Below are 24,302 nucleotides of genomic sequence, written 5' to 3' on the forward strand. Positions count from 1 at the left end.
GGGGGGGGTGGCAACTTTATTTGACGGTGTTTCCGAGGATTTGACCGCAGGCGCATCCCCTCCTCCTGAAATACAGGCGGAAAGGGCAAGGACGGATGCCATTGCAAGCAGGCTTGGTTTGAAAGGAATCGTCATAATTATCTCCTATGGCATATTTTTAATAAAAAATATGATAATTATTTATATCTGATGGTTTGAAAAATGCCGTCATACGCGGCAGAAAATACGGTTCCGCTTCACGAGCCGAGGCGAAACCGTAAAATATATCAATGCCTGTGCGGCATCATACCCTCGGGGGCTTCGGCATCGGCTGCCAAGCCGAAGGTTTCGCGCAACACGACTTTGTAGAATGCAAAGGCTTCACGTGCGCCTTGGATGGCTTCCGCTTCGGCTTCGGGAGTCAGGTTCAAAGCGTTCAGATGCTCGACAAAGGCGCGCCAGTGTTTGCCGCGCCCGTCGGGATGCGGTGCGAGGTGGCGTGCGCCGTGTTCGCCGTTGTAATCGAGTTTTTGCGCGTGCTTGAACAAAAACGCCGCGCCCAAATTAGAACCTTCGGCGCAATAAAGCCAGCCGATTGCTTTGTTGCCGGTTTCGTGTGGCAATTCTTTGTCGAATTTGTAAGGCTCTTCGCCCAAGTCTTTCAAGTCTTGCGTTACGGCATCGTATCGCGCCATATATTCCAGCTCGGGAATGGCTTTGTTTAATTCGGCATCTTTATAAATATGATCGACGGCCTTGTGGAAAACGGATTGGAGTTTCAAAAATTTAATATAGTTTTCTTTGCTGACAAACGGTTGGACAGACATAACGAGATTGTCCACGCTGTCGTGAACCGCCGTGGTATCCGCCTTCAGGCGTTTGGCAAACGTCAGGGCTTGATTTTCGGTTTCGCTCATAGCTTTTCCTTTGTCGGTAAGGGGTAAGGATGCGGGGCGGGCAAAATCCGTACCTGACCGCATACAAAAATAATAAACGAGATTTATTATCACATATTTTTGGAAAAAATATCATTTGCGTGATGTTTTTAAGCAGGTATTTTACTATTCTTTACAGAATCGGGATTTTATCAAATGGGTTCGGCAGTCGGCGGACAGACGCTCAAAAAATATTTTTGCCGGACGACAAGGGTTTGTTCATACTGCCGAACCTGCCGGTTTTGCATCCTGATTGGGTGTATCGCCTTTTTTCCTTTATAATGCCGCCACTTATATTTGCCACTTTCCCGATGAAGCCGTTTGCCGAAAATATCCCCCACAGCCTTCGCGGCAACTGCTGCGACGAAGCCCTGCCGCCGCATACGGTAGATTGTCCGGAATGCGGCTGCCGCGCAGATGTGCCGCAATTGGACAGGGGAGAGGCGGCGTTCTGTCCCCGTTGCGGACACAAACTCTTCAGGGTGGGCAGGCATCCTTTTTCCGCCCCGCCCGCCTATGCGGCGGCTTCGCTGATTTTAATGGCGTTTGCTTACGGTATGACGTATATCGAGGTCGGGATACCGGGTGCGGCATCCGTCCTTTCGCTGCCCGAGATGATGCGCCTGATGGTGTTTCAGGATTATGGTTTTTTAGCCGAAGTGATGTTTGTGCTGACCTTCGGCGCGCCGGTTCTGTTTCTGCTGCTGTGCCTGTATGTCTATGCCGCGCTGATACGGAAACAGGCGTATCCTGCGCTGCGTTTGGCAACGCGTGTGATGGTGCGCTTGAGGCAGGCGATGATGGTGGATGTGTTTTTTGTTTCCACTCTGGTGGCGTATATCAAGCTCTCGTCTGTGGCAGAGGTTCGCTTCGGGTCGGCGTTTTATCTGATGTTCGCGCTGTCGGTTATGCTGATTCGGACTTCGGTATCCGTTCCCCAGCATTGGGTGTATTTTCAAATCGGGCAGCTGACGGGGGATAATGCGGTTCAGACGGCATCAGAAGGCAAAACCTGTTGCAGCCGCTGCCTGTATTTCCGCGACGGTGCCGAATCCCCCTGCGGGGTGTGCGGCGCGGAACTGTACCGCCGACGGCCGAAAAGTCTGAGTATTTCGTCGGCGTTTCTGACGGCGGCGGTTATTTTGTATTTCCCTGCCAATATCCTGCCGATTATGATTTCATCCAATCCTGCCGCCACGGAGGCCAACACCATCCTTAGCGGCATCGCTTATATGTGGGACGAGGGCGACAGGCTGATTGCGGCGGTTATTTTCAGTGCGAGTATTTTGGTGCCGGTACTGAAGATTGCGGCAATGTCGGTTTTGATTGCGTCCGCCCGCTTCGCTTTGCCGACAGGCGCAAAGAAATTGTCGCACCTCTACCGCATTACCGAAGCGGTCGGCCGCTGGTCGATGATTGATATTTTTGTGATTATTATTTTGATGTGTTCGTTCCACACTTATGCCGCGCGCGTCATTCCGGGCAGTGCGGCAGTCTATTTCTGCCTGGTCGTGATTCTGACGATGCTGTCCGCCTATTATTTCGACCCGCGCCTGCTTTGGGACAAACGCGCTTCAGACGGCATTGCTTTCAACGAAACGGAAAAATATGACTGACAACAGCCCTCCTCCAAACGGACACGCCCAAGCACGCGTCCGCAAAAACAACACCTTGCTCTCCGCCGTCTGGCTGGTTCCGCTGATCGCGCTGATTGCCGGCGGCTGGCTTTGGGTTAAGGAAATCCGCAACAGGGGGCCTGTGGTTACGCTCTTGATGGACAGCGCGGAAGGCATTGAGGTCAACAATACGGTCATCAAAGTATTGAGCATCGATGTCGGACGCGTTACCCGAATCAAACTGCGCGACGACCAAAAAGGCGTGGAAGTAACCGCCCAACTCAATGCGGACGTATCCGGCCTCATCCGCAGCGATACCCAGTTTTGGGTGGTCAAGCCGCGTATCGACCAAAGCGGCGTAACCGGTTTGGGTACGCTGCTTTCGGGTTCGTACATCGCCTTTACACCCGGCAAAAGCGACGAGGCAAAAGACGTGTTCCAAGTGCAGGACATTCCGCCCGTTACCGCCATCGGGCAAAGCGGGCTGCGCTTGAATTTGATTGGTAAAAACGACCGCATCCTCAACGTCAACAGCCCTGTTTTGTATGAAAACTTTATGGTCGGGCAAGTCGAAAGCGCGCATTTCGACCCGTCCGACCAAAGCGTGCATTACACCATCTTCATCCAAAGCCCCAACGACAAACTGATTCATTCCGCCAGCCGTTTTTGGCTGGAAAGCGGCATCAATATCGAAACCACAGGCAGCGGCATCAAACTCAATTCCGCCCCTCTGCCTGCCCTGCTGTCGGGCGCGATTTCATTTGATTCGCCGAAAACCAAAAACAGTAAAAACGTCAAAAGCGAAGACAGCTTCACGCTTTACGACAGCCGCAGCGAAGTCGCCAACCTGCCTGACGACCGCTCGCTGTATTACACCGCGTTTTTCAAACAATCCGTGCGCGGACTGACCGTCGGTTCGCCCGTCGAGTACAAAGGGCTGAATGTCGGCGTGGTTTCCGATGTCCCTTATTTCGACCGCAACGACAGCCTGCATCTGTTTGAAAACGGTTGGATTCCCGTACGCATCCGCATCGAGCCTTCCCGTTTGGAAATCAATGCCGACGAGCAAAGCAAAGAACATTGGAAACAACAATTTCAGACGGCCTTAAACAAAGGCCTGACCGCCACCATCTCCAGCAACAACCTGCTGACCGGCAGCAAAATGATTGAGTTGAACGATCAGCCTTCGTCTTCGCCCAAGCTGCGACCGCATACCGTTTATGCAGGCGATACCGTTATCGCGACCCAGGGCGGCGGTTTGGACGATTTGCAGGTCAAATTGGCGGATTTGCTGGACAAGTTCGACAAACTGCCTTTAGATAAGACGGTTGCCGAATTGAACGGTTCGCTTGCCGAGCTCAAATCCACACTCAAATCTGCCAATGCCGCCCTAAGCTCCATCGACAAACTGGTCGGCAAACCGCAGACACAAAACATTCCGAACGAACTGAACCAAACCCTGAAAGAGTTGCGCACAACCCTGCAAGGCGTATCGCCTCAATCGCCTATCTACGGCGACGTACAAAATACGCTGCAAAGTTTGGACAAAACCTTAAAAGACGTTCAACCCGTCATTAACACTTTGAAAGAAAAACCCAACGCGCTGATTTTCAACAGCAGCAGCAAAGACCCTATCCCGAAAGGAAGCCGATAATGCGCCTCTTCCCCATCGCCGCCGCCCTGACGCTTGCCGCCTGCGGTACTGTGCAAAGCACACAATATTTCGTGTTGCCCGACAGCCGCTACATCCGCCCTGCAACACAAGGCGGCGAAACCGCCGTCGAAGTCCGTCTTGCCGAACCGCTCAAACGCGGCGGACTGGTCTATCAAACCGACCCCTACCGCCTCAACACCGCACAAAACCACGTTTGGGCAGACACCTTGGACGATATGCTCGAAGCGGCGTTGAGCAATGCATTCAACCGTTTGGACAACACACGCATCTTTGTTCCTGCCTCACGCAGCGGCAGTACCGAAAAATGGACGGTCTATATCGACGCATTCCAAGGCAGCTACACGGGCAAAACCCTCATCAGCGGCTACGCCGTCCTACCCGACGGTACGAACAGACCCTTCCATATCGAAACCGAACAGCAGGGTGACGGCTACGCCGCCATGACCGCCGCACTCGAACAGGGACTGAAACAGGCGGCGCAACAGATGGTCGAGTAAAACGTGAACTATTGCGAATTTGCCGCCTCACTTCCCGAAAACACCGACAACCCGAACAAACATTACCACGACACGCAATACGGTTTTCCGATTGAGGACGACAATGAATTGTTTGAGCGGCTGGTGTTGGAAATCAATCAGGCAGGATTAAGCTGGACACTGATGCTGAAGAAGCGGCAGGCATTTCAGACGGCATTTAAAGGTTTCGACATCGATACGGTCGCCGCATTTGGCGAAGCCGATATTGAACGGCTGCTTACCGATGCGGGCATCGTCCGCAACCGTCTGAAAATCGATGCCGCCATTTTCAATGCACGGCAAATCCAAGCATTGCAACAAGAATACGGCTCGTTCAAGAACTGGCTCGACGCGCACCATCCGCGAAGCAAAGACGAATGGGTCAAACTCTTTAAAAAACATTTCAAATTTGTCGGCGGCGAAATCGTCGGCGAATTTCTGATGAGTACCGGCTACCTCAAAGGCGCGCACGCCGAAAGCTGTCCGGTTTACCGCGAAACCCTGAAATACCACCCGAAATGGCTCGATGCCGTCTGAAAAACCAATGAACAGAAGAACCTTCCTCCTCGGCGCAGGCGCGTTGATTCTTACAGCCTGCGGCAGAAAATCCGCCCGAACCCACGCCAAAATTCCCGAAGGAAGCACCGTGCTTGCCTTGGGCGATTCGCTCACCTTCGGCTATGGCGCAAACCCCGGCGAATCTTATCCCGAGCAGTTGCACAAGCTGACAGGGTGGAATATTGTCAACGGCGGCGTATCGGGCGATACGTCCGCCCAAGCCCTCGCGCGGCTGCCCGAACTCCTGCAAAACCGCCCCAAACTCGTGATTATCGGCATAGGCGGCAACGACTTTCTGCGCAAAGTTCCCGAGGAGCAGACCCGCGCCAATATCGCGAAAATCATCGAAACCGTGCAAAAGGAAAACATCCCCGCCGTCCTCGTCGGCGTGCCGCACATCACACTGGGCGCGTTGTTCGGGCATTTGAGCGACCATCCGCTGTATGAGGATTTGTCCGAGGAATACGGCACTCCGCTGTTCGGTGGCGCGTGGGCGGAAATTTTGGGCGACAACGATTTAAAGTCCGACCAAATCCACGCCAACGGCAAAGGCTACCGCCGGTTTGCCGAAAAATTATCCGATTTCCTGCACACGCAGGGATTCCGATAAACGCGCGCCACTTCCGTTGAAACACATTATGATGAAACAAGGCAAACGCACAGACACTTCCCCGACAACCCGTCTGAAATGCACCGACTACGCCATACGCCCTCGGGAAATATCGGCCCTCCGGCTTTGGATACGCAAGTCGTTCCGCCGCTTCAGACGGCATATCCACGCAACACTATCTAAGGAGTAGGAATGAAACTATCTGAATTGTTCAACCCCAACGAATTTGCCGCGCGGCATTTGAGTTTCGGCGACGAAGCGGCGTTGCTTGCCGCTGTCGACGAGAAGAGCATGGACGAATTTGTCGGCAATACCGTGCCGCAAAGCATCCGTATGCCGTCCGAACTCGATTTGCCCGAGGCCTTGACCGAGGCGGACGCATTGGCGAAATTGAAAGGCATTGCGTCGAAAAACGTGATCAACAAGTCCTATATCGGCTTGGGTTATTATCCGACCCGCGTGCCGAACGTGATTTTGCGCAACGTATTGGAAAACCCGGGTTGGTACACCGCCTACACCCCGTATCAGGCGGAAATCGCACAGGGGCGTTTGGAAGCGTTGTTGAACTTCCAACAAGTGTGTATCGATTTGACCGGTTTCCCTGTGGCGGGCGCGTCTTTGTTGGACGAAGCGACCGCCGCCGCCGAAGCAATGGCGATGGCACACCGCGTAGGCAAGGTGAAATCCGAGCGTTTCTTTGTGGACGAGCGCGTGTATCCGCAAACTTTGGACGTAATGAAAACCCGCGCCAAATATTTCGGCTTTGAACTGGTGGTCGGCGATTTTGCCAAAGCGGATGAAGGCGAATACTTCGGCGCGCTGTTCCAATACGTCGGCAAAGACGGCGACGTGCAAGACTTGCAAAGCGTCATAGGTCGTCTGAAAGCCAAAGGCACGATTGTCGCCGTTGCCGCCGACATTATGAGCTTGGTTTTGCTGAAGTCTCCGGCTGAATTGGGTGCAGATATTGCTTTGGGCAACACCCAACGCTTCGGTGTACCGATGGGCTTCGGCGGGCCGCACGCCGCTTATTTCGCGTTTAAAGACGAGTTCAAACGTTCCGCTCCAGGCCGCATCATCGGCGTATCCAAAGACGCATCGGGCAAACCTGCCTTGCGCATGGCGTTGTCCACCCGCGAGCAACACATCCGCCGCGAAAAAGCGACATCCAATATTTGTACGGCACAAGCATTGCTGGCGAACTTGGCCGGTATGTATGCCGTTTACCACGGCCCTGAAGGCGTGAAACGCATCGCCAACCGCATTCACGCGCTGGCTTCTGCCTTTGCCGATGCGCTGGTTTCAGACGGCCTGAATGTGGTTCATAAGGTCTTCTTCGATACCGTTACCGTCGATTTCGGCAACAAAGAGAAAGCAGACCAAATGTTTGCCGCTGCTTTGGAGTCGGGTTACAACCTGCGCCGCGTCAACGATACTCAAGTCGCAGCAGCCTTCCATGAAACTTCGACACGCGAAGATTTGGTCGATTTGTACCGCGCGTTTACCGGCAAGGATGCGTTCGCATTTGCCGATGATGTCAAAGGCCGTCTGAACGCCGAATTGCTGCGTCAGGACGACATTCTGCAACATCCTGTGTTCAACCGTTACCACACCGAACACGAAATGCTGCGCTACCTGAAAAAACTCGAAGACCGCGATTTGGCGATGAACCACAGCATGATTTCATTGGGCAGCTGCACCATGAAACTCAACGCGACTGCGGAAATGTTGCCGATTACTTGGGCTGAGTTCTCCGACATCCATCCCTACGCTCCCGAAGCGCAAACCGCGGGCTACCGCGAATTGCTCGCCGATATGGAAAACAGCTTGAAAGCCATCACCGGCTTTGACGCGATTTCCTTCCAGCCCAACTCAGGCGCGCAGGGCGAATACAGCGGCATGCTCTCCATCCGCCGCTACCAAGAAGCCAACGGCGAGGGACACCGCAACATCTGCCTGATTCCCAAATCCGCCCACGGCACCAACCCTGCGACTGCGGCCATGCTGGGCTTGAAAGTCGTCGTTGTCGACACCGACGAACACGGCAACGTCAACATCGACGATTTGAAAGTCAAAGCCGAGCAACACCGCGACGCTTTGTCTGCCATCATGATTACCTATCCGTCCACCCACGGCGTGTACGAGGAAGGCATCCGCGACATCTGCCGCATCATCCATGAAAACGGCGGACAGGTTTATATGGACGGCGCCAACCTCAACGCCCAAATCGGCATCATGCAGCCCGCCGAAGTCGGCGCGGACGTGTTGCACATGAACCTGCACAAAACCTTCTGCATCCCGCACGGAGGCGGCGGCCCGGGTGTCGGCCCTATCGGTTTGAAAGCCCACCTTGCCCCGTTTGCACCGGGACACGCTTTAACCGACACCCACAGCGCAAGTGCCGGACAAACCGCCGTTGCTGCTGCGGCCTTCGGTTCTGCGTCCATCCTGCCGATTACTTGGATGTATATCGCCATGATGGGCAAACAAGGTATGGAACAGGCAACGCGCCGCGCATTGCTCAACGCCAACTACATCGCCAAAGCCTTGGGCGAGGATTATCCGATTCTCTACACAGGTAAAAACGGCCGCGTCGCGCACGAATGCATCGTCGATTTGCGTCCGCTCAAAGCCGAAAGCGGCATCACCGAAACCGACATCGCCAAACGCCTGATGGACTACGGCTTCCACGCCCCGACCGTCTCCTTCCCTGTTGCCGGTACGCTGATGATCGAGCCGACCGAGAGCGAAAGCAAAGCCGAACTCGACCGCTTCATCGCCGCCCTGAAATCCATTCGCCGCGAAGTGCAGAAAGTCATCGACGGCGAATGGCCGAAAGACGACAACCCACTGGTCAACGCGCCGCACACCGCCGCAGATATAACCGGCGAATGGGCGCATCCGTACTCTCGCGAAGAAGCCGTCTTTCCGTTGCCCTTCGTGCGCGAACACAAATTCTGGCCGAGCGTCAAACGGGTAGATGAAGTGTATGGCGACCGCAATCTGGTTTGCTCCTGCCTGCCGACAGAAAATTATGAAGACTGACTGTTGATATCTTAAAAAATGCCGTCTGAAACATTTTCAGACGGCATTTTCATCAACGGCAAACCGGTTGCACCAATACACGTATCTCGACTATAACTTTATAGTGGATTAAATTTAAATCAGGACAAGGCGACGAAGCCGCAGACAGTACAGATAGTACGGAAAGGCGAGGCAACGCTGTACTGGTTTAAATTTAATCCACTATAAAACAAATGGGTTAAACCAGTATCCATACACCAGCTTTTTTATCATCCTACTTTTTATTCATCCGATCGGGCAGACAGATTTTGAAGATAAAAAATCTATTCACACCCTTTAATGTCATTCCCACACGGGCAAACAAATAAATTCCCATAAAAAAACGGAGCAGATACCTGCCCCGTTTTTATTTAATCCGAAATTTTAATCCGAATCTAGAATTTCGCACCGGATTGGTTGGCCATATAGTCAACAGCCGCTTTGACTTCGTCATCACTCAAGCCAGCGTTGCCGCCTTTTGCAGGCATCGCGTTAAAGCCTTCAAGGGCATGTTTATGCAAGGTTTCTTTGCCTTTTTTAATGCGGGGAGCCCAATCATCTTTTTTACCTATGCCGGGGATACCTGGAATCGCTCCGCCATGGCATGCCTGACAGGTTGCTTCGAAAACTTTCTTGCCGTCTGCACCGGCTGCAGGTGCGGCAGCACCTTTGTCTTCTGCCTTCGCTTCTGCTGGGGCTGCATTATCGGCAGGAGCAGAAGCTGTTCCTGAAGCGGCACTGTCGACGGGCGCAGCTTCATCCGGATTCGGGAAAGAACCCCCGCTTTTATTTGCCATGTAGGTAATCGCCCGTTTGAGTTCCTGATCGGTCAGGTCTGCCGCACCGCCTTTGGCAGGCATGGCGTTAAAGCCGTTCAGCGCGTGTTGGAACAAAGTATCGAAGCCTTGCGCGATACGCGGTGCCCAGTCGCCGTTGTGTTCCAGTTTCGGAGCGTTCGGCACATTGCTGTCCGCCGCGTGGCATTGGATACAGATTTTATTGAAAATCTGTTCGCCCTGGCGTTCGCCAACAGGAATACCGTCGCCCATCGTCAATTGTCCGACGGGCTGGATACGGGTCTGCGTCGCCGCCTCCGTAGTGGCATCGACATCGCCGAACGAGCCGCTGCCCGCCAGCTTAATCAGGAAATAAAGAACTGCAATAACAATAACGATACCGCTCACAAGGGTAAACAGTGCAGAGCCTTGGGCTTTATTGTCGCGGAGTTGTTTCATTTGGTAGGCCTCGCCGTCAGGTTAGGTTGTGCTGTAAATTATAGTTTGGTATGTTAAACGCAATTAACAATATTTTGCTGGATTATACTGAATTCACAGGGTCTTTCCAATCACTATCATTGAAAATATGTAAAAAATCACAGGCAGCGTCTCTTTTAAGCAAATAATCCATTGAAAATACTTGCTTATCCCCAAACAAATATCCCTCATACCCCGCGCATCAGCCTGACGTCTCAAGATAAACTTTGCCAATTTGCAGAATTTACGTTAATCTTACGTTTTCCGCACCCATAGCTCAGTTGGAAGAGTGTCAGTTTCCGAAGCTGGAGGTCACAGGTTCGATCCCTGTTGGGTGCGCCAATTATAAAGAGGCCGTCTGAAAGATAAATATTTTTCAGACGGCCTTTTGATTTACTTCAAATTCTTATTTCAATACTTCGGCAAACGCATCGGCAACATAGGCGATATTCGAAGCATTCAGTCCGGCAACGCACATCCTGCCCGAATCCAGCAGGTAAACGGCAAATTCGTCGCGCAACCTGCGGACTTGTTCCACGCTCAACCCCGTGTAGCTGAACATGCCGCGCTGTTTGATGAAATAAGTGAAATCGCGATCGGGGATTTGCGCAGTTAAGACATCGTAAAGTTTCTGTCGCATGGCGCGGATGCGGTTGCGCATGACATAGACTTCGTTTTGCCACAAAGCGTAAAGTTCGGAGCTGTTCATCACATTGGCAGTGAGATACGCGCCGTGTGCGGGCGGGCTGGAGTAGATGCGGCGGACGATGAATTTGAGTTGTCCAAACACCAATTCCGCTTCCTCTTTATTCGGGCAAACCACGCTCAGGCCGCCAACGCGCTCGCCGTAGAGCGACAGGTTTTTTGAAAACGAATTGCTGACGAACAAGGGCAATTCCATTTCCACCGCTTTGCGGATGGCGTAGGCATCGCTGTCCAAATCGCCGCCGAATCCTTGGTAGGCAATGTCCATAAACGGAATCAGTTTGCGCCTTTTGATGATGTGCAACACTTCGTCCCATTGCTGTTCCGACATATCCACGCCGGTCGGGTTGTGGCAGCAGGGGTGTAGGATTAAGACGCTGTTTTCAGGCAGGGTGTTGAAAAACGCGGTCATTTCGTCGAATTTCACGCCGACGGTGGCAGGGTCGTAATAAGGATAAGTGCCGACCTCGAAACCTGCGCCTTCAAAAATGCCGCGATGGTTGTCCCAAGTCGGGTCGCTGACGTAGGCGCGCGCTTCGGGAAACCAGCGGTGCAGGAAATCCGCCCCGACTTTGAGCGCGCCTGAGCCGCCCAAGGTTTGTACGGTAACAATACGTCCTTGCGCGAGCGCGGGGTTGTCTTTGCCGAACAACAAATGCTGCACCGCGCTGCGGTAAGTGTCTAAGCCTTCCATCGGCAGGTAGGGCGACGGCGCAGGCGCGGCGGCACGGGCAGTTTCGGCGCGGCTCACGGATTCCAACACGGGCATTTTGCCTTCGTCGTCGAAATAAATGCCTATGCTCAAATTGACTTTTTCAGGTCGCGGGTCGTTTTTGAAGGTTTCGACCAAACTCAAAATCGGGTCGCCGGGGTAGTATTCGATGTGTCGGTACATAGTTCTTACCTTTTGCTTTTTCCAAGGATTTTCTTTTTCAACAGCACACCGCTTTCGATATGGTGCGTAAACGGGAATTGGTCGAACAAGGCGGCACGTTCGACCGTATGGGTTTCCGCCAAGGTGTCCAAATTGGCACGCAGCGTTTCAGGATTACAGGAAATGTAGATGATATTGTCAAACTGCGACACCAGCTTCAAAGTTTCCTCATCGATACCGGCACGCGGTGGATCAACGAAAATAGTGGAAAATGCATAATCCGTCAAAGCAATACCGCCCTCCTTAAGGCGTGCAAACTCACGTTTGCCGGTATAGGCTTCGGTAAATTCTTCGGCAGACAGGCGGGCGATTTTGATGTTGCCTATCCCGTTTGCCTCAATATTCCATTGCGCTGCGCCTACTGAAGTTTTGGAAATCTCGGTTGCCAAAACGCGTTCAAACTTTTCAGATAAGGGCAGCGTAAAATTGCCGTTTCCACAATATAGTTCGAGCAGGTCGCCGCCCAAGCCTTCCGCCGCGCGGCACGCCCATTCAAGCATTTTTTGACACACGGCAGCATTGGGTTGGGTAAAACCGCCTTCAATTTGCCGATAATGGAAATCCCGGTTGCCGACCTTCAAAGTTTCCGTTACATAGTCCTGTTTTAAGACTATTTTCTGCCCCCTGCTCCGCCCAATAACGGAAATATCCAACTGTTGCTGTAACGCTTGCGCCGCCTGCATCCACTCATCATCAAGCCTTTTGTGGTAAATCATAGTAACCAGCATTTCCCCGCTGAGCGTGGACAGAAATTCGACGGCATACCAACGGTTTCTCAGTTCGGCAGATTGGGCGGCAACGGCAATCAATTCGGGCATCAGGCAGTTGACTGCCTCTGAAGCAGCATCGAAGCGGTCGCAACGGATCAGGCTTGCCCCGCTAGCCTTTTGTCCTTTTTCAAACATGGCATAAAACATTTCCCCGCCTTCGTGCCAAATACGAAACTCGGCACGCATACGGTAATGTTTGTCCGGGGATTCATACACTTCCCACTCGGGAACATCCAAACCTGCAAAAAGGGTTTTAAGGCGGTCTTTTTTATCTTGAAGCTGCTGCGTGTAGTCGCTCATATCGCTATCCTGAAAAATCAGACCGGATTATAAGCCGATTCACTGCAAAACACGCAACTCCTTTACCGGCATATAACCCGTTTTCCTCCGGCTTTTATGCTAAAATCCGCTGTCTCCAACATACCGCCTACAGAGGGAAAATATGGCAGGCAACACTTTCGGACAACTCTTCACCGTGACCACCTTCGGCGAAAGCCACGGCGCGGGTTTGGGCTGCATCATCGACGGCTGCCCGCCCGGACTGGCATTGACCGAATCAGACATCCAAGCCGACCTCGACCGGCGCAAACCCGGCACCAGCCGCCACGTTACCCAACGCCGCGAAGCCGACCAAGTCGAAATCCTCTCCGGCGTCTTCGAAGGCAAAACCACCGGCACGCCCATCGCCCTCTTAATCCGCAACACCGACCAGCGCAGCAAAGACTACGGCAACATCGCCCAAAGTTTCCGCCCCGGCCACGCCGACTATACCTATTGGCACAAATACGGCACGCGCGACTACCGCGGCGGCGGCAGAAGCTCCGCCCGCGAAACCGCCGCCCGCGTTGCCGCAGGAGCCGTCGCAAAAAAATGGCTGAAAGAAAAATTCGGCACGGAAATCACCGCCTACGTTACCCAAGTCGGCGAAAAAGAAATCCGGTTTGAAGGCTGCGAGCACATTTCCCAAAATCCTTTTTTCGCCGCCAACCATAGCCAAATCGCCGAACTGGAACACTATATGGACGGCGTGCGCAAATCCTTGGATTCCGTCGGCGCGAAGCTGCATATCGAAGCCGCCAACGTCCCCGTCGGTTTGGGTGAACCCGTTTTCGACCGCCTCGATGCCGAAATTGCCTACGCGATGATGGGCATCAACGCCGTCAAAGGCGTAGAAATCGGCGCAGGCTTCGGCAGCGTTGTCCAACGCGGCAGCGAACACGGCGACGAACTCACCCCGCAAGGCTTCCTGTCCAACCACTCAGGCGGCATCCTCGGTGGCATCAGCACGGGGCAAGACATCCACGTCAATATCGCCATCAAACCCACCAGCTCCATTGCCACACCGCGCCGCAGTATCGACATCAACGGCGACCCCGTCGAACTCGCCACCCACGGCAGACACGACCCCTGCGTCGGACTGCGCGCCGCGCCGATTGCAGAAGCCATGCTCGCATTAGTCCTCATCGACCACGCCCTGCGCCATCGCGCGCAAAATGCCGACGTTCAGGTTAATACGCCCGACATTACCCTTTCAAACAAATAAAAATTTAGCCAAAACACAGACTTTATAATAGAATATCGAGCATTGCCGTGCAGCCTTGACGCACGGGTTTGTTTAGAGGAATGCAACTGAAATGATACAAGAAACCGCTTTGGGCGCAGCACTGAAATCTGCGGTCCAAACCATGAGCAAAAAGAAACAGACAGAAATGATTGCCGACCATATCTACGGCAAATACGATGTATTCAAACGATTTAAACCGTTGGCACTCGGTATCGACCAAGACTTGATTACCGCGCTGCCCCAATACGATCCTACACTTATTGCACGCGTCCTCGCCAACCACTGCCGCCGTCCGCGTTATCTGAAAGCCTTGGCGCGCGGCGGCAAACGTTTCGATTTGAACAACCGTTTCAAAGGCGAAGTTACCCCCGAAGAACAGGCGATCGCGCAAAACCATCCTTTCGTGCAGCAGGCTTTGCAACAACAGTCCGCCCAAGCTGCCGCCGAAACGCCGTCTGTTGAAGCCGAAGTAGCCGAATCTTCCGCAGCAGAATAAATCCCCAAACGAAATGCCGTCTGAAAGCCGATTTGGTTTCAGACGGCATTTTTTCGTATGCGGCAATCACGGTTCAAATATCGAGTTCCGCTGTATCGCCTTCGCGTTCCATCCAAGCGCGGCGGGCGGCGGCTTCGCCTTTGCCCATCAGTTTGACGAAGATGTCGCGTGTTTCGTCATCCGCTCCTTCGGGGATTTGCACCTGCAACAGGCGGCGGGTGTCGGGGTGCATGGTGGTGTCTTTGAGCTGGTCGGGATTCATCTCGCCCAAGCCTTTGAAACGGCTGATGGAATAGGCGGTTTCTCTAACGCCTTCTTTTTGCAGTCGCTCCAAAATGCTGTCGAGTTCGTTTTGGTCGAGAGCGTAGAATTTGCGGGCGGGTTTGCTTTTGCCTTGTGCGTTGACATCGACGCGGAACAGCGGCGGCTGGGCGACGTAGATGTGTCCGTCGGCAACCAGTTTGGGGAAGTGGCGGTAGAACAGGGTCAACAGCAAAACCTGAATATGCGAGCCGTCCACGTCGGCATCGGATAGGATGGCGATTTTGCCGTAGCGCAGGCCGCTTAAATCGGGATGGTCATTGATTCCATGTGGATCAACGCCGATGGCGACGGAAATATCATGGATTTCGGCGTTGCCGAAGAGTTGGTCGGGGTAGACTTCAAAGCTGTTGAGCACCTTACCGCGCAGAGGCAGGATGGCTTGGGTGGCTTTGTCGCGGGCGAGTTTGGCGGAGCCGCCAGCGGAATCGCCTTCGACGAGGAAGAGTTCGTTTTCGCGGATGTCTTCGCTTTCGCAGTCGGTCAGTTTACCGGGCAGGACGGCGACGCCGCTGCCTTTTTTCTTTTCAATCTTTTTAACCGAACGCATCCGTGCTTGTGCCTGACGGATAGCGAGTTCGGCGATTTTTTTGCCGAAATCCACGTTTTGGTTCAGCCACAATTCCAAAGGGTCGCCCGATACGGCGGCAACGAGTTTCAGCGCATCGCGGTTAGTCAGTTTGTCTTTGGTCTGACCTTGGAACTGCGGGTCGAGGACACGGGCAGAGAGGACAAAGGCAGTTTTGCCGAACACGTCGTCACTTTGTACTTTCACGCCGCGCGGCAAGAGGTTGTGCAGATTGATAAAGTTGTTGACGGCGTTGAACACGGCTTGTTTCAAACCTGCTTCGTGCGTGCCGCCCAGCGGGGTGGGGATGAGGTTGACATAGCTTTCGTTGGCGCACGAGCCTTCTTCCAGCCAAGTCAGGGCAAAGGCGGCGCCTTCGCCGATGCTGAAATCGCCGTTGTGATCGTCTGAAATATAGTTTTCGCAGGAGAAGATAGGCACGGCTTCCTGCGCGTCGGCAATCAGGTCGGTCAGATAGCTTTTCAGACCGTCGGGGTAATGCCAGGTTTGAGTGCGCGCTTCGTCTTCGCCTTTGACCGGACGGGTCAGGGAAACGCGCACGCCCGGCAGCAGCACGGCTTTGGCGCGCAGCAGGCGTTCGAGTTCGGGAATGCTGTAATTCGGGCTTTCAAAATATTTGCCGTCCGGCCAGACGCGCACTTCGGTGCCACTGTCTTTGACGGCGCATTTGCCCACTTCAGTCAATGGCTCAATGACATCGCCACCGGCAAACACGATGCGGTGGACTTTGCCTTCGCGTTTGACGGTGACCTCAAGGCGGGTGGAGAGGGCGTTGGTGACGGACACGCCCACGCCGTGCAGACCGCCAGAAAAGGCATACGCGCTGCCGCCGTCTTTTTTGTTGAACTTGCCGCCCGCGTGCAGACGGGTAAACACAAGTTCGACCACGGGTACGCCTTCGACAGGGTGCAGCCCGACGGGAATGCCGCGTCCGTTGTCGTGTACGGAAAGCGAACCGTCGTCGTGGATGCGCACGTCGATTTCAGTGGCGAAACCGCCCAACGCCTCGTCCGCCGCGTTGTCGATGACTTCTTGGCAGATGTGGGTCGGGCTGTCGGTGCGGGTGTACATGCCGGGTCGTTCTTTGACCGGCTCCAAGCCTTTGAGGACGGTGATGCTGGATTCGCTGTATTGTGTCTTTTTTGTCATAATTATGTTGTTTGCCAAATGGAATTTGAAGATTTGATTAATTAGTAAAATATTCCTTGTGACATACCATATTTCTTATTAGTAAAAAGCTTTAATATAATAAAAATCGAGTTTTGGCTATTTTCTTATGAGTTAGTCCAATTTTTAATTGCATTGACAATAGCTGGCGTAAAAGCAATAAGTTTTCCGTTTTCAGGTTGCATAATATCATCACAAACGGATTGTAATAACTCATCATCTTCCACTTCAATTGGATTTCCAAGTCCATGATTTATAAGCATGGAATTAATAGCTTGCTTTCTTGATTCGCATAATTTTTTATGATTTAATTGCAAAATATCAATTGCACTTCTTGCCCTTTCTGTTTTACCACTTACAGCACCATTTATTCTAAATTCAAATTCAGTTTCACATTCGTCCATCAAAGGCGTAAGTGGAAGGATTTTCGAATCTTTTGAATTGTCACAATGCCCTGTTTGATTGCAACTTGCTACAATATTATTAAAATCCATAGACAAATTGGGGTAATGATGGCGTGGCTGAATATGCTCATTCATGGTATCCACATTTGTTCCTGAAATTGCTTTGCAGCAATAAGCACATAAATAATATTGTTCTTCTGTGCATTTTTGCCGAATATCTTGGCGGACAATCTCATCATTTAAATCTTTGTATTGATGAGCAGGGTTGTCTTGTTTGTACCTGGCAAAACTGACAGGCTCATCAGCTTTTTGAATTTTTCTCATAACGGATTTCCTGTTTTTTGAGTAAAAGTTGAGCCTTGGCTAATTCTAAATTATTTTCAGGCAGATCTTGGCGTAATGTAGTTAACTTAATTTTTGCCTCATCCAATTGATTATCCTGAATTAAATCCAATAAATGATTCAATTTTTGGGTAACTTCTTCATTGCGAATAGCTGTTTCCATTACATTCAATAAAACCGTGTTTGCATCTTGCCCATATTGTGATGATACTTGTTGTATTTCTCCATTTTCTAATGAATAAACAATAATATCCTTACTATCGCTAATTACAAGCGGCGAATGTGTGCTTAATACAAATTGACAATTTGGAAAGGTTTTGGTCAATCGTTCAATTAATTGACGTTGCCATTGTGGATGTAGATGTAAATCGGCTTCATCGATAATTACAATACCATGTCCATTCAAGGGATTCTCCAAACTTGGGTTAAGCATTGCCAAACGACGAGCAATGTCGCCTATCAATGCCATTAGGGATTTTTCGCCTTGGGAGAGTTGGGAAACTTCAAATTCTAGATTATTTTTTTTTACAATCATGCGTAATTTAGGTTTTCTTTGAACCCTAATATTTTCAAAATTAGTAAAATTCTGTACTGCATCTTTAACTGTTTTTAATTGGATATCCAAATAATTTATTTTTTTTCTTAAAGCATCTTTTCCTATCGATGGCACAGCGTTTGTAAAAAATAAATCAGTCTGTGATTTTGTTTCAATAAATTTATTCATCAATTCAATTAACTGCTCAGAGAAATCAGCTATTTTTTCTAATTCATTATCATTTTTAGCTTTAACAAGCGCGTTCTCTTTTTTTTCAATATCTTTTCGTAAAGAAGCCATCTTATCAAAAGCATTAAACAAGCTGTCCATGTTTGAATCCAGCTCACCTAGCCCATTGATTATTTGACCTATTTCTGAAAATGCATTTTCTTCATTTTCAATATCCTCCCTTTCACGAAACCACTCAAAAAATCGTCTAAAATCAACGCCCATTTCCAACGCATTATCATAACCGTTAAGTTGTTCAAAAGAATGTTTTTCTCTAATTTTTAACGGAATATCTAATACGCTGCGTTCAACAGGATAAAAAGCTAATATCGGCAAATCAGCTTGTTCATTTTCGGTTAAATTAGTGCGATGAATATCTGCTAATTCATTAATATCTTTCAAATCAGTAGAAAACTGATTTTTCCTGCCCTTTTGAGCTTTGCTAAGCTGCCATGTAAATGATTTTTTGGTATTTTCAATACTCAGCACCACCATTCCTGAAGACCGTCCATTCATAATCACTTCTTCGGGAATATCCAAACCTCGCCCACGTTCGCTACGAATACGCGCAGGCAGCCAACTCAACGCCGTAACCAACGATTTCAAAACTGTTGTTTTTCCTGAGCCGTTATTCCCAATAAAAACAGCAACCTTAGGTGCATTTTCAGTTAAAGGCGCGAGTGGAATGGTTAATTCTTTGAATTGTCCAATATTATGTAGAGTTATTGATTTTACTTGCATTTTATTACTTTCTGCTTCATGGGAGCATTTGCTGGTGTCAGAAAAATATGATTTTACAGTCTGTATAATTTGAATGCCATGCCGTCTGAAAGGATGAAAAACAACGCTTTCAGACGGCCTGAAAGCGTTTGGATTATAGGTTTTCTATTGGATTGCGACGGATAAAGTCTTCGTAGCTTTCCATGCCGCGCAGGAAGCGGGAAGAGAGTTCTTCCAATGCCCCCAAGTAAACGTCTCGTTTGAAATCAATTACTTCGTCAACGGGTGCCCAATATTGGTGCCAACGCCAGCCGTCAAATTCGGGATGGTGGCAGGCGCGGAGGTTGACATCGCTGTCACGGCCGACCAAACGCAAAAGATACCAAATCTGTTTTTGTCCGCGATAGGATCCGCGCCATTCGCGGCGCACCCAGTTGTTCGGCACGTCGTAACGCAGCCAGTCGCGCGTCCGCCCGACGATTTTGACGTGTTGCGGCAGAAGTCCGACTTCTTCGTAAAGCTCGCGGTACATCGCGGTTTCGGGGCTTTCGCCCGGCTTGATGCCGCCTTGCGGAAACTGCCAAGAATGTTCGCGCACACGCTTGCCCCAAAAGACCTCGTTGCGGTTGTTGATTAAGATGATACCGACATTGGGGCGATAGCCTTCTCTGTCCAACACGGTGTCGCCCTCCGTTAAATTCAATCTTGAGATTTTCCCACAAATCGAACGGTTTTGACAAATCGGACGATAGGGTTCAAGCATGTCGAAACACAGACGGATTCGGGAAAATATCTTAAATTTGGTTTACAATAATACGTTTCAAATTAATTCGGGAATCAGACCATGTTAGACATCCAATTGCTCCGCAGCAACACCGCCGCTGTGGCAGAACGCTTGGCGGCGCGCGGTTACGAGTTTGATGCCGCGCGTTTCAATGCGCTGGAAGAGCAGCGAAAAGCCGTTCAGGTGAAAACCGAAGAACTACAAGCCTCGCGCAACAGCATTTCCAAACAAATCGGCGCACTGAAAGGTCAGGGCAAACATGAAGAGGCGCAGGCGGCCATGGATCAAGTCGCTCAAATCAAAACCGATTTGGAACAGGCTGCCGCCGATTTGGATGCCGTACAAAAAGAATTGGACGCATGGTTGTTGAGCATACCCAACCTGCCGCACGAAAGCGTACCCACCGGTAAAGACGAAACCGAAAACGTCGAAGTCCGCAAAGTCGGTACGCCGCGCGAATTTGACTTTGAAATCAAAGACCATGTCGATTTGGGCGAGCCTTTGGGCTTGGATTTTGAAGGCGGCGCGAAGCTGTCCGGCGCACGCTTTACCGTGATGCGCGGACAAATCGCCCGTCTGCACCGCGCGCTGGCACAATTCATGCTCGATACGCACACGCTGAAACACGGCTATACCGAGCATTACACGCCCTATATCGTGGACGACACCACCCTGCAAGGCACGGGCCAGCTGCCGAAGTTTGCGGAAGATCTGTTCCACGTTACCCGTGGCGGCGACGAAACCAAAACCACGCAATATCTGATTCCGACAGCCGAAGTTACCCTGACCAATACCGTTGCCGACAGCATTTTGGACGAAGGCGGACTGCCGCTGAAACTGACCGCGCATTCGCCCTGCTTCCGCAGCGAGGCGGGTTCATACGGCAAAGACACGCGCGGCCTGATCCGCCAGCACCAGTTCGACAAAGTGGAAATGGTACAAATCGTTCATCCCGAAAAATCATACGACGCACTGGAAGAAATGGTCGGTCATGCCGAAAACATCCTGAAAGCCTTGGAACTGCCCTACCGCGTGATTACCCTGTGTACCGGCGATATGGGTTTCGGCGCGGCAAAAACGTATGACTTGGAAGTTTGGGTGCCGGCGCAAAACACCTACCGCGAAATCTCAAGCTGTTCCAACTGCGAAGATTTCCAAGCACGCCGCATGAAGGCGCGTTTCAAAGACGAAAACGGCAAAAACCGCTTGGTACATACCTTGAACGGCTCCGGTTTGGCAGTCGGCAGAACGCTGGTCGCCGTATTGGAAAACCATCAAAACGCCGACGGCAGCATCAATATCCCTGCCGCTTTGCAGCCTTATATGGGCGGTGTTGCCAAGTTGGAAGTGAAATAAGCCTTAACCCTGAACGTCAAATGCCGTCTGAAACCTGTTTCAGACGGCATTTCCTTTAAACTTTTAAAACACGTCAACCGTCGGCACAAACCGCATTGCCGCAATCGCCGGTCTGTCCGACCTCGCGGATATTGGACAGCGTAACTTCCGAAATATTACCCAACGCCTCTTCCGTCAAAAATGCCTGATGTCCGGTAAACAGCACGTTATGGCAGGACGACAGGCGGCGGAACACGTCGTCGGTAATCACATCGTTGGATTTGTCTTCAAAAAACAGCTCGCGCTCGTTCTCGTACACATCCATACCCAATGCGCCGATTTTCCGGCGTTTCAACGCCTCAATGGCGGCAGAACTGTCAATCAGGCCGCCACGGCTGGTGTTGATAATCATCACACCGTCTTTCATTTTGTCGAACGCCGCTTCGTTCAGCATATAGTGGTTCTCCGGAGTGGCGGGGCAATGCAGCGTGATGATGTCCGACCGGGCATACAGCTCGTCCAACTCCACATATCTTCCGCCGAGTTTTTCCACTTCGGGGTTGCAAAACGGATCGTAAGCCAGCAGGTTCATACCGAAACCCTTTAAAATCCGCATCGTTGCGATACCGATTTTCCCCATGCCGATAACACCCGCCGTTTTGCCGTACATATTGAAACCGGTCAGACCTTCCAGCGAAAAATTCGCATCGCGGGTACGCTGATAAGCTTTGTGGATACGGCGGTTCAAAGTCAGCATCAGACCGACCGTATGTTCCGCAACCGATTCGGGCGAATAGGCGGGCACGCGCACGACTTTCAAGCCCAACTCTTCAGCCGCCTTCAAATCCACATTATTAAAGCCGGCACAACGCAACGCCACAGTTTTCACGCCAATTTGCGCCAATTTTTCCAACACGGGCCGGCTGCCGTCGTCGTTTACAAAAATACAGACCGCTTCCGCGCCTTCCGCCATTTTCGCCGTTTTCGCATCCAGCATGAAATCAAAAAACTCCAGCTCGAAGCCGAAATGCCGGTTGGCGCGGGTAAAATGTTCGCGGTCATAGCTTTTCGTACCGTAAATCGCAATCTTCATCAATATGTCCAGTTGTCGCCTATGGTTGAGAAACGGCATAATACACTGAATTCAAACAAATCAGTAGAATATGGCGGATTAAAATTGATTGCATGCACGGCAGACGCAAAATGCCGTCTGAAACTTGGATTTCAGACGGCATTTCCATTTCAAAACACAAAACTCAATCGCCCATCGCCGCCAGAAGCTCCGCCTGATGCTCAGCAATCAGGGCATCGGTGATTTCTTCCAAATCGCCGTCCATCACGAAATCCAGCTTGTGCAGGGTAAGGTTGATGCGGTGGTCTGTTACCCTGCCTTGGGGATAGTTGTAGGTGCGGATGCGTTCGCTGCGGTCGCCGCTGCCGATGAGGGATTTGCGCTCGGCGGCTTCTTTGGCTTGGGCTTCGCGTTTTTGCGCGTCGTTCAGGCGGGCGGCGAGGACTTTCATTGCCTGCGCTTTGTTGGCGTGTTGGCTGCGTCCGTCTTGGCATTCGACCACCATGCCGGTGGGCAGGTGGGTAATGCGGACGGCGGAGTCGGTTTTGTTGATGTGCTGACCGCCCGCACCGGATGCACGGAAGGTGTCGATACGAAGGTCGACGGGATTCAACTCGATATCTTCGAGTTCGTCCGCTTCGGGCATGACGGCGACGGTACAGGCTGAAGTGTGGATACGGCCTTGGCTTTCGGTTGCAGGGACGCGTTGCACACGGTGACCGCCCGATTCGAATTTCAGACGGCTGTACGCGCCCAAACCGACAATACGGGCGATGACTTCTTTATAGCCGCCCAATTCGCTTTCGTTGGCGGACACGATTTCAACCTGCCAGCGGTTGCGTTCGGCGTAGCGGCTGTACATACGCAGCAAATCACCTGCAAACAGCGCGGCTTCGTCGCCACCGGTACCGGCGCGTACTTCGATAAAGATGTTTTTGTCGTCGTCGGCATCTTTGGGCAGCAGCAGTTTTTGCAGTTCGGTATCGAGCGTGTTGATTTTGGCTTTTGCCGCTTCGATTTCTTCGGCGGCAAAGTCTTTCATTTCGGGGTCGGACAGCATTTCTTCGGCATCCGCCAAGTCGCTTTGCGCCAGTTGATAGTTTTGAAATACTTCGACCACGGGCGTCAATTCGGCGTGTTCACGCGTGAGCTTGCGGTAGTTGTCCATGTCTGCCGTGGCTTCGGGTTGCCCTAAAAGGTGGGTAACTTCTTCCAACCGGTCGCCGAGTTGTTGCAGTTTTTCTAAAATAGACGGCTTCATAATTCTTCCATAACAAACGCCGCCTGAATGTTCAGACGGCATCAAAACGCGGTCATTATAATATATTTTCTGAATATTCAAAAAGATAATCTAGGGACGGAGCAGGCTGTCGGCATTGCGTTCCGTTATCGCGGCGATGTCCGCCGCGCCGACACCGCGTATCTGCGCGGCAATTTCGGCAATCCGAAGAATATTGGCAGGCGTATTGACGGTGTTTTTCAACATGAACGGGCTATCCGTTTCCAATACGAAATCCCCGTCGTTCAAGGCTTTAAGCGTATCGCGCACTTTACGCGCGTTCGGGTTGAGCAACAACGAACCGATGCCGATTTTGAAACCCAGTTTCGTCAACACGCGCGCTTCTTCCGCGCTGCCTGAGAAGGCGTGAACGATGCCGCCTTGGGCAAAGCCTGTCTGTTTGACGGCGGCGGCGATGTCGGCGGTGGCTTTGAGATTATGGATAATCACGCGGCGGCGCAGGGTTTGCGCGATGGCAAGCTGGCGGCTGAAGACTTGAATTTGCCGTTCGCGCTGTGGCGGCGTTTGGGTTTTGTCGTAAAAATCCAAGCCGATTTCGCCGACCCATGCCGTCGAACGCGCCTGCAATGCTTGTTCCAAACGCTGGAAATCCGGTTCGGAAACGTCGTCTGAAAACCAAGGATGGATGCCGAGCGCGATATGGATATTACCCCAAAGCGGATTTTCAGACGCCCTTTCCGCCAAATCCGCCACGTCCTGCCAATCCTGCGGCCGAGTCGCGGGAACGATAAACCGCCCTACTCCAGCCTCCCGCGCTGCGGTCAAAACATGCGTCAGGTTTTCACGTAAGGCGGGATCGGCGAGGTGGCAATGGGTGTCGGTAAGGTTCATT

The 24,302-nt window shown here is 51.7% G+C and carries 21 protein-coding genes and 1 tRNA gene; 11 read left to right on the top strand and 11 right to left on the bottom strand.

The features are described from left to right. Positions 1–190: hypothetical protein (locus tag RDY34_RS07795; protein WP_308184528.1), on the top strand; the 190-nt coding region annotated here is incomplete at its 5' end. Positions 191–266: 76 nt separating this feature from the next. On the opposite strand, the gene RDY34_RS07800 is transcribed toward RDY34_RS07795, so the two are convergent. After that, complete coding sequence (locus RDY34_RS07800; RefSeq protein WP_002257975.1) at positions 267–896, bottom strand: biliverdin-producing heme oxygenase; 630 nt, start codon at positions 894–896, stop codon at positions 267–269. Positions 897–1,195: 299 nt separating this feature from the next. Between RDY34_RS07800 and RDY34_RS07805 the strand changes: the two genes are divergently transcribed. The 6 genes from RDY34_RS07805 to gcvP all read left to right on the top strand — a co-directional run bounded on the left by RDY34_RS07805 (position 1,196) and on the right by gcvP (position 8,933). Continuing rightward, positions 1,196–2,530, top strand: coding sequence for a paraquat-inducible protein A (locus RDY34_RS07805; protein ID WP_308184516.1), 1,335 nt, complete (start codon positions 1,196–1,198; stop codon positions 2,528–2,530). Continuing rightward, complete coding sequence (gene pqiB, locus RDY34_RS07810) at positions 2,523–4,184, top strand: intermembrane transport protein PqiB (RefSeq protein WP_002240694.1); 1,662 nt, start codon at positions 2,523–2,525, stop codon at positions 4,182–4,184. The genes RDY34_RS07805 and pqiB overlap by 8 nt, the downstream gene beginning before the upstream one ends. Beyond that, complete coding sequence (locus tag RDY34_RS07815) at positions 4,184–4,702, top strand: PqiC family protein (RefSeq protein WP_002212651.1); 519 nt, start codon at positions 4,184–4,186, stop codon at positions 4,700–4,702. Before pqiB ends, RDY34_RS07815 begins: the two co-directional genes overlap by 1 nt. 3 nt (positions 4,703–4,705) lie before the next feature. Further along, positions 4,706–5,257, top strand: coding sequence for a DNA-3-methyladenine glycosylase I (locus RDY34_RS07820; RefSeq protein WP_003714345.1), 552 nt, complete (start codon positions 4,706–4,708; stop codon positions 5,255–5,257). Continuing rightward, entirely contained in the window at positions 5,247–5,888 is a 642-nt protein-coding gene (locus tag RDY34_RS07825; RefSeq protein ID WP_118784539.1) for an arylesterase, read from the top strand. The genes RDY34_RS07820 and RDY34_RS07825 overlap by 11 nt, the downstream gene beginning before the upstream one ends. 192 nt (positions 5,889–6,080) lie before the next feature. Further along, a complete protein-coding gene (gene gcvP, locus RDY34_RS07830; protein WP_308184517.1) occupies positions 6,081–8,933 on the top strand; it encodes an aminomethyl-transferring glycine dehydrogenase in 2,853 nt (950 codons plus the stop codon). A gap of 413 nt (positions 8,934–9,346) precedes the next feature. Here gcvP and RDY34_RS07840 read toward each other — a convergent pair whose 3' ends face one another. Continuing rightward, on the bottom strand, positions 9,347–10,186 hold the full coding sequence (locus tag RDY34_RS07840; protein WP_101135048.1) for a c-type cytochrome: 840 nt from the start codon (positions 10,184–10,186) through the stop codon (positions 9,347–9,349). A gap of 284 nt (positions 10,187–10,470) precedes the next feature. On the opposite strand from RDY34_RS07840, the gene RDY34_RS07845 reads away from it, so the two are divergent. Next, positions 10,471–10,546 (top strand) — tRNA-Arg (locus tag RDY34_RS07845). 64 nt (positions 10,547–10,610) lie between these two features. On the opposite strand, the gene RDY34_RS07850 is transcribed toward RDY34_RS07845, so the two are convergent. Both RDY34_RS07850 and trmA read right to left on the bottom strand, forming a co-directional pair. Continuing rightward, positions 10,611–11,804, bottom strand: coding sequence for an amino acid aminotransferase (locus RDY34_RS07850; RefSeq protein ID WP_308074056.1), 1,194 nt, complete (start codon positions 11,802–11,804; stop codon positions 10,611–10,613). 5 nt (positions 11,805–11,809) lie between these two features. Further along, positions 11,810–12,913: a tRNA (uridine(54)-C5)-methyltransferase TrmA gene (trmA, locus tag RDY34_RS07855; RefSeq protein ID WP_308074058.1), complete on the bottom strand. Its 1,104-nt coding sequence runs from the start codon at positions 12,911–12,913 to the stop codon at positions 11,810–11,812. A gap of 142 nt (positions 12,914–13,055) precedes the next feature. On the opposite strand from trmA, the gene aroC reads away from it, so the two are divergent. Beyond that, a complete protein-coding gene (gene aroC, locus RDY34_RS07860) occupies positions 13,056–14,156 on the top strand; it encodes a chorismate synthase (protein WP_308074059.1) in 1,101 nt (366 codons plus the stop codon). 91 nt (positions 14,157–14,247) lie between these two features. After that, positions 14,248–14,673, top strand: a complete 426-nt coding sequence (locus RDY34_RS07865) for a ProQ/FINO family protein (RefSeq protein WP_308074061.1) — start codon at positions 14,248–14,250, stop codon at positions 14,671–14,673. Between the two features lie 73 nt (positions 14,674–14,746). Here the strand turns inward: RDY34_RS07865 and RDY34_RS07870 are convergent, their stop codons facing one another. From RDY34_RS07870 to RDY34_RS07885, 4 genes are all read right to left on the bottom strand, one after another. Beyond that, positions 14,747–16,732 carry a DNA topoisomerase IV subunit B gene (locus tag RDY34_RS07870; RefSeq protein WP_308074062.1) on the bottom strand — a complete coding sequence of 662 codons (1,986 nt, stop codon included), beginning with the start codon at positions 16,730–16,732 and terminating at the stop codon, positions 14,747–14,749. Between the two features lie 125 nt (positions 16,733–16,857). Beyond that, positions 16,858–17,478: a retron system putative HNH endonuclease gene (locus RDY34_RS07875; protein ID WP_025456615.1), complete on the bottom strand. Its 621-nt coding sequence runs from the start codon at positions 17,476–17,478 to the stop codon at positions 16,858–16,860. Then, a complete protein-coding gene (locus tag RDY34_RS07880) occupies positions 17,456–19,000 on the bottom strand; it encodes an AAA family ATPase (RefSeq protein ID WP_115437539.1) in 1,545 nt (514 codons plus the stop codon). Before RDY34_RS07880 ends, RDY34_RS07875 begins: the two co-directional genes overlap by 23 nt. Before the next feature lie 133 nt (positions 19,001–19,133). Further along, complete coding sequence (locus RDY34_RS07885) at positions 19,134–19,682, bottom strand: RNA pyrophosphohydrolase (protein ID WP_188210613.1); 549 nt, start codon at positions 19,680–19,682, stop codon at positions 19,134–19,136. A 141-nt stretch (positions 19,683–19,823) separates the two neighbouring features. On the opposite strand from RDY34_RS07885, the gene serS reads away from it, so the two are divergent. Next, the gene (gene serS, locus RDY34_RS07890; RefSeq protein ID WP_308074063.1) at positions 19,824–21,119 is read left to right on the top strand and encodes a serine--tRNA ligase; all 1,296 of its coding nucleotides are present in this window, start codon (positions 19,824–19,826) and stop codon (positions 21,117–21,119) included. Between the two features lie 73 nt (positions 21,120–21,192). Here the strand turns inward: serS and RDY34_RS07895 are convergent, their stop codons facing one another. The 3 genes from RDY34_RS07895 to RDY34_RS07905 form a co-directional block, all read right to left on the bottom strand. Further along, a complete protein-coding gene (locus tag RDY34_RS07895; RefSeq protein WP_308074065.1) occupies positions 21,193–22,191 on the bottom strand; it encodes a 2-hydroxyacid dehydrogenase in 999 nt (332 codons plus the stop codon). Positions 22,192–22,354: 163 nt separating this feature from the next. Further along, positions 22,355–23,431, bottom strand: a complete 1,077-nt coding sequence (gene prfA, locus RDY34_RS07900) for a peptide chain release factor 1 (RefSeq protein WP_308074134.1) — start codon at positions 23,429–23,431, stop codon at positions 22,355–22,357. A gap of 90 nt (positions 23,432–23,521) precedes the next feature. Beyond that, entirely contained in the window at positions 23,522–24,301 is a 780-nt protein-coding gene (locus RDY34_RS07905; RefSeq protein WP_308074066.1) for a TatD family hydrolase, read from the bottom strand. Position 24,302 lies beyond the last annotated feature (1 nt).

It is taken from the genome of Neisseria polysaccharea (genome assembly GCF_963392925.1).
Classification (GTDB): Bacteria; Pseudomonadota; Gammaproteobacteria; order Burkholderiales; family Neisseriaceae; genus Neisseria; species Neisseria polysaccharea.